Genomic DNA, 6,524 nt, shown 5'->3' with positions numbered 1-6,524 from the left:
TGCGCGAGCAGAGGACTCTCTCAAGCGCTGGCCTCCGCGGCCAGCATCGCGGCTCCGAGGGCTCCGATCCGCTGCGGCGCCTCGGGCACGACGAGGGCTTGACCGATATCCTGCTCGATGAGATGGCGCAGGCAGGGGTTCCGCGCGGCGCCGCCCGCGAAGACGATCGGTGGGGAGATGCCGACTCGCCTCATCTGCGAGACGATGCGGCGCGCCAAGGAGTCGTGCACCGCCCGCGCGATGTCCTCGCGCCGCGATCCCTTCGTCATGAGTCCCACGACCTCCGACTCCGAGAAGACGGCGCACATGCTGCTGATCACCGTCCCCGGCGCTCCCTGTCTCGCGGCGGCCCCGAAGTCGTCGATCTCGTAGCGGAGGGCCGCCGCGGTCATCTCGAGGAAGCGTCCGGCGCCGGCGGCGCATCGATCATTCATTTCGAATCGCAGGACCTTGCCGGCTCCGTTCAGGGCGATCACCTTTGTGTCCTGGCCTCCAACATCGAGGACCATCCGGCAACCCGGATGGGCCGCCTGAGCGCCTCGCCCGAACGCCTTGATCTCCGTCACGGTGGGAAAGCCGAAGGAGACCTCGACGAGGGACCTCCCGTACCCGGTCGCCAGCAGCCTGTCGAACGGAGCTTCGTCGACCAGGAGTCGACACTCCTCGGCCATCGCGGGACCGGTCGGGATCTCCCGTTCGTGGACGACCCGACCGGTCTCCGACTCGATGACGACGAACTCGACGCTACGCGATCCTATGTCGAGTCCCGCGGCGCGCATGTCGGCTACCGAATCATCTCCAGGAAGGCCTGGATCCGCGTCTCGAGCTGCGGGGCGTCTTCCATGCTGTAGTCCGTCTCGAGCCGAAGGAGAGGAATCTCCATCTCCCGCGCGGTCTGCTCCATTCCATGCGCCTCCATCAAGTAAGGGGTGCAGAACTGAATCGCGTAGTGGATGACTCCGCCGGCATGGTTGCGGGCGCTCATCTCCCGGACGTGGAGATTGCGATCCGCGTTCGGCGTGAAGACCGCGCAGTCGATCTTGAAGTACCGCTCCGCGATCCGATCCAGGATGGCATCGCGATCCGAGATGTCGACGCCGGTGAGATCGACCAGGTTGCGCGTTCCGCGCTCGCCCACGCACGACTCCTCTCCGACGATGACGGCGCCGTTCTTCTCGACGAGGAAGGGGACCTTCCAGTTGGGAATGGCCATCGGGCAGCCGGACAGGAGGACCCTCGGCGTCCCCTTCGGCGCGACGCCCTCGCGGGCGGCGACGCGCGCCTCCAGCTCGTCGCAGAGCTCTCCGATCTTCTTCGTGAAGCGGACGGGATCGTCATAGAAGGCGACCTGGTTGATCAAGAGCGCGTCCCTCCCCGAGATCGGAGCTGGATCGGCGGCGCGCAGGAGGTTCAGGCGACCGAGGACGGCGCGCTTGGCGTTGACCGTCTCGATCGCTTTCAGGAGGTTCGCGGCCGTGATCTTCTTGCCCGCCGCGGTCTCTACCTTCTCGACGAGGCGGCCGATCTCGCTCCGCCACAGCTTCGTCGCGGCAGGCGACTTGGTGTGCGGAACCTCGAGGACAAACGTCTCCTTGTACTGGTTGAAGATCTCGTAGGCCTTGGTCTTCCCGTCGCAGGTCGTCTCGCCGATGACGAAGTCGCAGGCCTCGACATAGGGGCAGAGGCCGGCCAGCTTGAAGCCGAAGAAGGACTTGATCAGGGCGCATGTGTTTCGTGGAAGGACCTGCTCCGCCTGCGCCGTTCCTATGTCCGCCCCCGCGCAGAGGCCGACACTGACGGCGTCGGCCGCGATGAGGATCTCCTCCGGCACGTAGAGGCAGAATGCGCCGATGACCTTGCGGCCTTGGGCCTTGGCGGCCAGGAGTTCCTCGATGCGCAGCCCATGGACCTCGGAGATCACGAAGTCGAGGTACTCCATCCCCTTGGGCCGGTTCGTCTGGGTCAGGTAGATGTCGGTGTAGAAGGATCCGAGGACGTTCATCAGGCCCGCATGGGCTTCGAGGTCCAGGCCGAGATCAGTCCACATCTGGGTGTAGTCTTTGGGTGGCACGCGTCTGTTCCCCTTCAGCCGGGCGGGGGCCCGGCGGATTGTCACCTCATGGAGAGAAACGGGGGGTGGGCCGCGTCAGGATCGGGTCGCGAGGGGCGACCGCGAATCCGGTATGCGCCGCATCCGCATCGTTCCGGTTTCGTTCGCTGTCTTAGGCGCAGACCTGCGCCTGGCCGCGGCATCTCATCGACATGATCTGCCGCGGAGATCGGAACTCGGCATTCGGGTCACCTCCCTTCTTCCCCCGGCCGGCCTGGCGGCCGTTTCCGGGAGTGCGCGATATCGCCTTCCATCATAGCCGGCGCCTGCCTCGTCTTGGAAGAGGAGGCCACGGACGATTGACACGCGGGCGGCAGACCCGTCTAATACCCCCGTCACCGATTCTGTCGGCCCCATCGGCACGGGGGCGCGGAGGAGCGCGTCGATGAACTACCCGCTCTGGGAGGTCCCGCTGCTCGGCGGCGGGATCGTGATCGCCATTATCGCCATCGCCCATGTCTTCGTCTCCCACTTCGCGGTCGGGGGCGGCCTCTTCCTGGTCTTGACCGAGCGAAAGGCGCTCCGCGAGGGGAACAGGGAGCTTCTGGCCTACATGAAGGGGCATGCCCGGTTCTTCATCCTTCTCACCCTCGTCTTCGGCGCCGTCTCGGGCGTCGGGATCTGGTTCGCCATCGCCCTGGCGCATCCGGGCGGAACCAGCCTGCTGATTCGCACCTTCGTGTGGGGCTGGGCGATCGAGTGGTGCTTCTTCCTGATCGAGATCGCCGCCGCGCTGATCTACTACTACGGATGGGATCGGCTGTCTCCCAAGACGCATCTGCGGATGGGCTGGATCTACTTCATCGCGGCCTACATGAGCCTGGTGGTGATCAACGGGATCCTCTCCTTCATGCTGACCCCGGGCCGCTGGCTCGAGACCCAGAACTTCTGGCATGGCATCCTCAATCCGAGCTACTTCTCCTCGCTCCTGCTGAGGACTGGAGTCGCGATCTCCCTGACGGGGCTCTACGCGCTGCTGACGGCGTCCGGTATCCGGGCCGACTCGATGCGCGCGCGACAGGTGCGCTACGCGGCGAAGTGGGTCTTCGCGGGATTCACGATCATGCCGCTCGCCGGCCTCTGGTACCTGTTCGCGATCCCGGCGGCCGCCCGCGCGATCGCCTTCGGAGGGGCTCCCCCCGTGACCATCTTCCTGGGACTGTCGCTCGGGATCTCGTTCTTCCTGCTGGTCTTCACCTGGCTGCTCGCATGGAGGAACCCGGCCCGCTTCAGCCAGGCCTTGGCGGCGCTCTTCCTCGTTGTCGGGTTCGCGGTGACCGGCACGTCGGAGTGGGTGAGGGAAGCGGTCCGCAAGCCCTACGTGATCTATGGCACGATGTACTCGAACGGGATTCTGCCCCAGCAGCGAAAACAGATCGACGAGGCGGGATTCCTGCCGCTTGCCCGGTGGGCGACGGTCGCCGAGGTGACGCCGTCGAACCGCCTCAAGGCAGGGGAGGAGATCTTCCGCTTCCAGTGCGCCTCATGCCACACAGTCGGCGGATACAACGGCATCCGACCCCTGATCCAGGGATGGAGGGAGAGCTTCATCGGCGCGCAGCTCAAGAATCTGGATGAGCTGAAGGGGTTCATGCCCCCCTTCATGGGGGCCGACGAGGAACGCCGGGCGTTGGCGCACTATCTCGCGAGCCTGTGGGGATTCCCGCCGGAGAGCACGCCCGTTCCGGTCCAGGAGGCAAGCCGATGAACCCCATCCTGCCGCTTCCCGATGCCGTTCCTTTCTCCGCGCCGATCTGGCTGATCCGCGTCCTGCTCTTCGTGACGTTTCTCGTGCACCTGATCGCGATGAACCTGCTTCTCGGGGGAGGCGTGCTGGCTGCGATCTCCGCCTCGCGCGGGAGGGGGAACGTGCCCCACCATCGACGGATGGCCGACTCGATCTTCAAGCTGCTCCCGGTCGTCACGCCGGCCGCAGTCACCTTCGGGGTCGCGCCGCTCCTCTTCGTCCAGGTGCTCTATGGGCGCTTCTTCTACACGTCGAGCATTCTGATGGCGGTTCCCTGGATCGCGGTGATCGGCTTCCTCTGTCTCGCCTACTATGGCCACTACTTCATGTCGCTATCCGACACGATCCGGCGGGAGCGGTTTGTCTGGGTCCCCTGGGTCGCAGCCTTCCTGGTCCTCCTGATCGGTTTCATCTACACGAACAACCTCACGCTCATGCAGACCCCCGAGAAGTTCAAGTGGCTCTATGTCGGGGACCGGACGGGCGCGCGGCTCAATCTGGGGGAGCCGACTCTGATCCCGCGCTTTCTCCACTTCTTCGTCGCGTCCCTCGCGGTGGCGGGCCTGGGGATCATGGGAGTGGGACAGAGGGCGCTGCGGCAGGGGGATCCTTCCTTCGGCCCATGGGCGGTCCGCTACGGAAGGACTTGGTTCGCGGGCGCGACGCTCGTTCAGATCCTGGTGGGGCTCTGGTTCCTCCTCACGCTTCCCGAGACGATCCGTGGGGCGTTTCTCGGAGGAGATCCGGTCCGCTCCATGCATCTCTTCGGAGGGATCTTCCTCGCTCTCGTCGCGGTGGCCCTCGCGCTGGCCAAACCGGAGTCGCTCGGCGCGTTCCGGGCATCTGTCGCGCTGCTCGCGCTGGGGATCCTCTCGATGATCCTCGTGCGCCACTGGGTGCGCGACATGATGATCGGCAAGCTGGCCGATCTCGGGGCGGCTCCTGTGCGGACGCACTGGGACCAGCTGATCGTGTTCCTTGTCCTGCTCGTTGTCGCGCTCGGCACGGTCGTCTGGATGGTGCGGCGGTTCTTCACCGAGCGGGCCGAGGAGAGCGCGCAGCGCTAGAGCCCTTTGATCGCGCCTGAGCCGCTCGCCTAGCGCATCCGCTCGGCCGCCTCGTCGATGGTGGCGACCACCTGCTCGCCGGTGGCCAGCTCCTTGAGGGCCACGACTCCTCCCGCCTTTTCGTCGGGACCCAGGACGATCGCATAGGGGATCCCGATCTGATCGGCATAGCGGACCTGTTTCGCCATCTTCGCGGGCTCCGGGTAGACCTCCGTGTCGATGCCCGAGGCGCGCAGGCGCATCGCGAGTCGGATGGAATCTCCCGCCATCTCGGGGGAGAAGACGGTGACCAGGACCCGCGCGGGGGCGGGACGCGGAGACGGCAGGCGGCCGTACTTGCCGAGGACGAGCGAGATCACCACGTCTCCCATCGCGAATCCGACTCCCGGGACGGGATCGCCGCCGACGTCGGCCACGAGGTTGTCGTAGCGGCCGCCTCCAAGGATCGCGCGGAACTCCCCGTCCCGATCGCGGGCCTCGAAGACGGTCCCGGTGTAGTAGTCGAGGCCCCTGACGACGGACGGCTCGTAGATCGCCGTGTCCGCGGCATCGTAGGCCGAGAGGAGGTCGAAGAGCTGCGTGAGCTCTTCGGAGTCCTTCCACAAGTCCTTGTTCTCGAGAATCCCGTTCAAGCCGGCGATCTGATCGGCCTGGAATCCGAGGGACGATCCGTACTCGCCCCACGCGCCGGGATCGAGCTTCTCCCGCTTGTCGATCAGGCGGTAGGCGAGCTTCTTCGCATCTCCGTCGATCCCCGATGCGGCGAGTCGCTCGTCCATCAGACGCCGGTTGTTCAGCTGGACGATCGCCTCTCCTCCCGCCAGCCCGGCCTCGCGGAAGAAGTGGACGGCGATGGCCACCAGCTCGGCATCGGCGCGCGGATCGTCTGTTCCGAGGAGGTCGATGTTCCACTGGAAGAACTCGCGCGTGCGTCCCTTCTGCGGCCTTTCGTACCGCCAGAACGGGCCGAAGGACCACCACCGGATCGGGCGGGGAAGCTGCGCCTGCCTCTGGGCGACCATCCGTGCGAGGGTCGGGGTCAGCTCGGGGCGCATCGCAAGCTCCTCCCCCCCGCGATCGGTGAGGACGAAGGCCTGGTCCTTCACCAGCTCATCGCCGCTCTTGGCGGCGTAGAGGGCGATCGGTTCGAGGATCGGGCCCTCGTACTCCTGGTAGCCGAATCGCCTGGCGACCGCGCGAATCCGCTCGTAGAGCCAGACCCGCTGCGCCATCGCCTCGGGATAGAAATCCCTGGTTCCCTTGACGGGTTGGATCGGTGCGCGTTTCATCCTGCCTCCATCGTTGCCGACGGACGTCGATCATCTCACAGAACAGAGTGTCCCGCACCGGTGGTGTTGGAGGAAACGGGACTTGGCCCGGGAAGGGATCAGGTCGCTCCGGGTCTCGATCGGGACCGGGACCGAATGCGCGGAAACGGCTCGGTCTCGCGCGCCAAGCCGATCAGAAGTCCCAGATGCGGATGCCGCGATCGGGGCCGCCGATCGCGAAGCCCCCAGCGCCTTTCGTGAAGACGACGGAGACTGCTGTCTCCTCGCGCACGCGCGAGACATGGGCGGCGAAGATCCTGGCCTCGCCCGAG

General features: G+C 66.0%; 5 protein-coding genes. 2 read left to right on the top strand and 3 right to left on the bottom strand.

Features of this window, described 5'->3' with window-relative positions:
• Positions 1 to 20: 20 nt before the first annotated feature.
• On the bottom strand, positions 21 to 779 hold the full coding sequence (locus FJY88_10745) for a 3-hydroxyacyl-ACP dehydratase (GenBank protein MBM3287810.1): 759 nt from the start codon (positions 777 to 779) through the stop codon (positions 21 to 23).
• 5 nt (positions 780 to 784) lie between these two features.
• Positions 785 to 2,047: a 2-hydroxyacyl-CoA dehydratase gene (locus tag FJY88_10740; protein MBM3287809.1), complete on the bottom strand. Its 1,263-nt coding sequence runs from the start codon at positions 2,045 to 2,047 to the stop codon at positions 785 to 787.
• A gap of 448 nt (positions 2,048 to 2,495) precedes the next feature.
• On the opposite strand from FJY88_10740, the gene FJY88_10735 reads away from it, so the two are divergent.
• Positions 2,496 to 3,818, top strand: coding sequence for a hypothetical protein (locus FJY88_10735; protein ID MBM3287808.1), 1,323 nt, complete (start codon positions 2,496 to 2,498; stop codon positions 3,816 to 3,818).
• The gene (locus tag FJY88_10730; GenBank protein MBM3287807.1) at positions 3,815 to 4,924 is read left to right on the top strand and encodes a hypothetical protein; all 1,110 of its coding nucleotides are present in this window, start codon (positions 3,815 to 3,817) and stop codon (positions 4,922 to 4,924) included. The genes FJY88_10735 and FJY88_10730 overlap by 4 nt, the downstream gene beginning before the upstream one ends.
• A 29-nt stretch (positions 4,925 to 4,953) precedes the next feature.
• Here the strand turns inward: FJY88_10730 and FJY88_10725 are convergent, their stop codons facing one another.
• Positions 4,954 to 6,213: a histidine--tRNA ligase gene (locus FJY88_10725; GenBank protein MBM3287806.1), complete on the bottom strand. Its 1,260-nt coding sequence runs from the start codon at positions 6,211 to 6,213 to the stop codon at positions 4,954 to 4,956.
• Positions 6,214 to 6,524: the final 311 nt, after the last annotated feature.

The organism is Candidatus Eisenbacteria bacterium (assembly GCA_016867495.1).
In the GTDB taxonomy this organism is placed as follows: domain Bacteria; phylum Eisenbacteria; class RBG-16-71-46; order CAIMUX01; family VGJL01; genus VGJL01.
The sequence above is the reverse complement of the archived record's forward strand: the minus strand, read 5'-3'. Positions and strand labels throughout refer to the sequence as shown.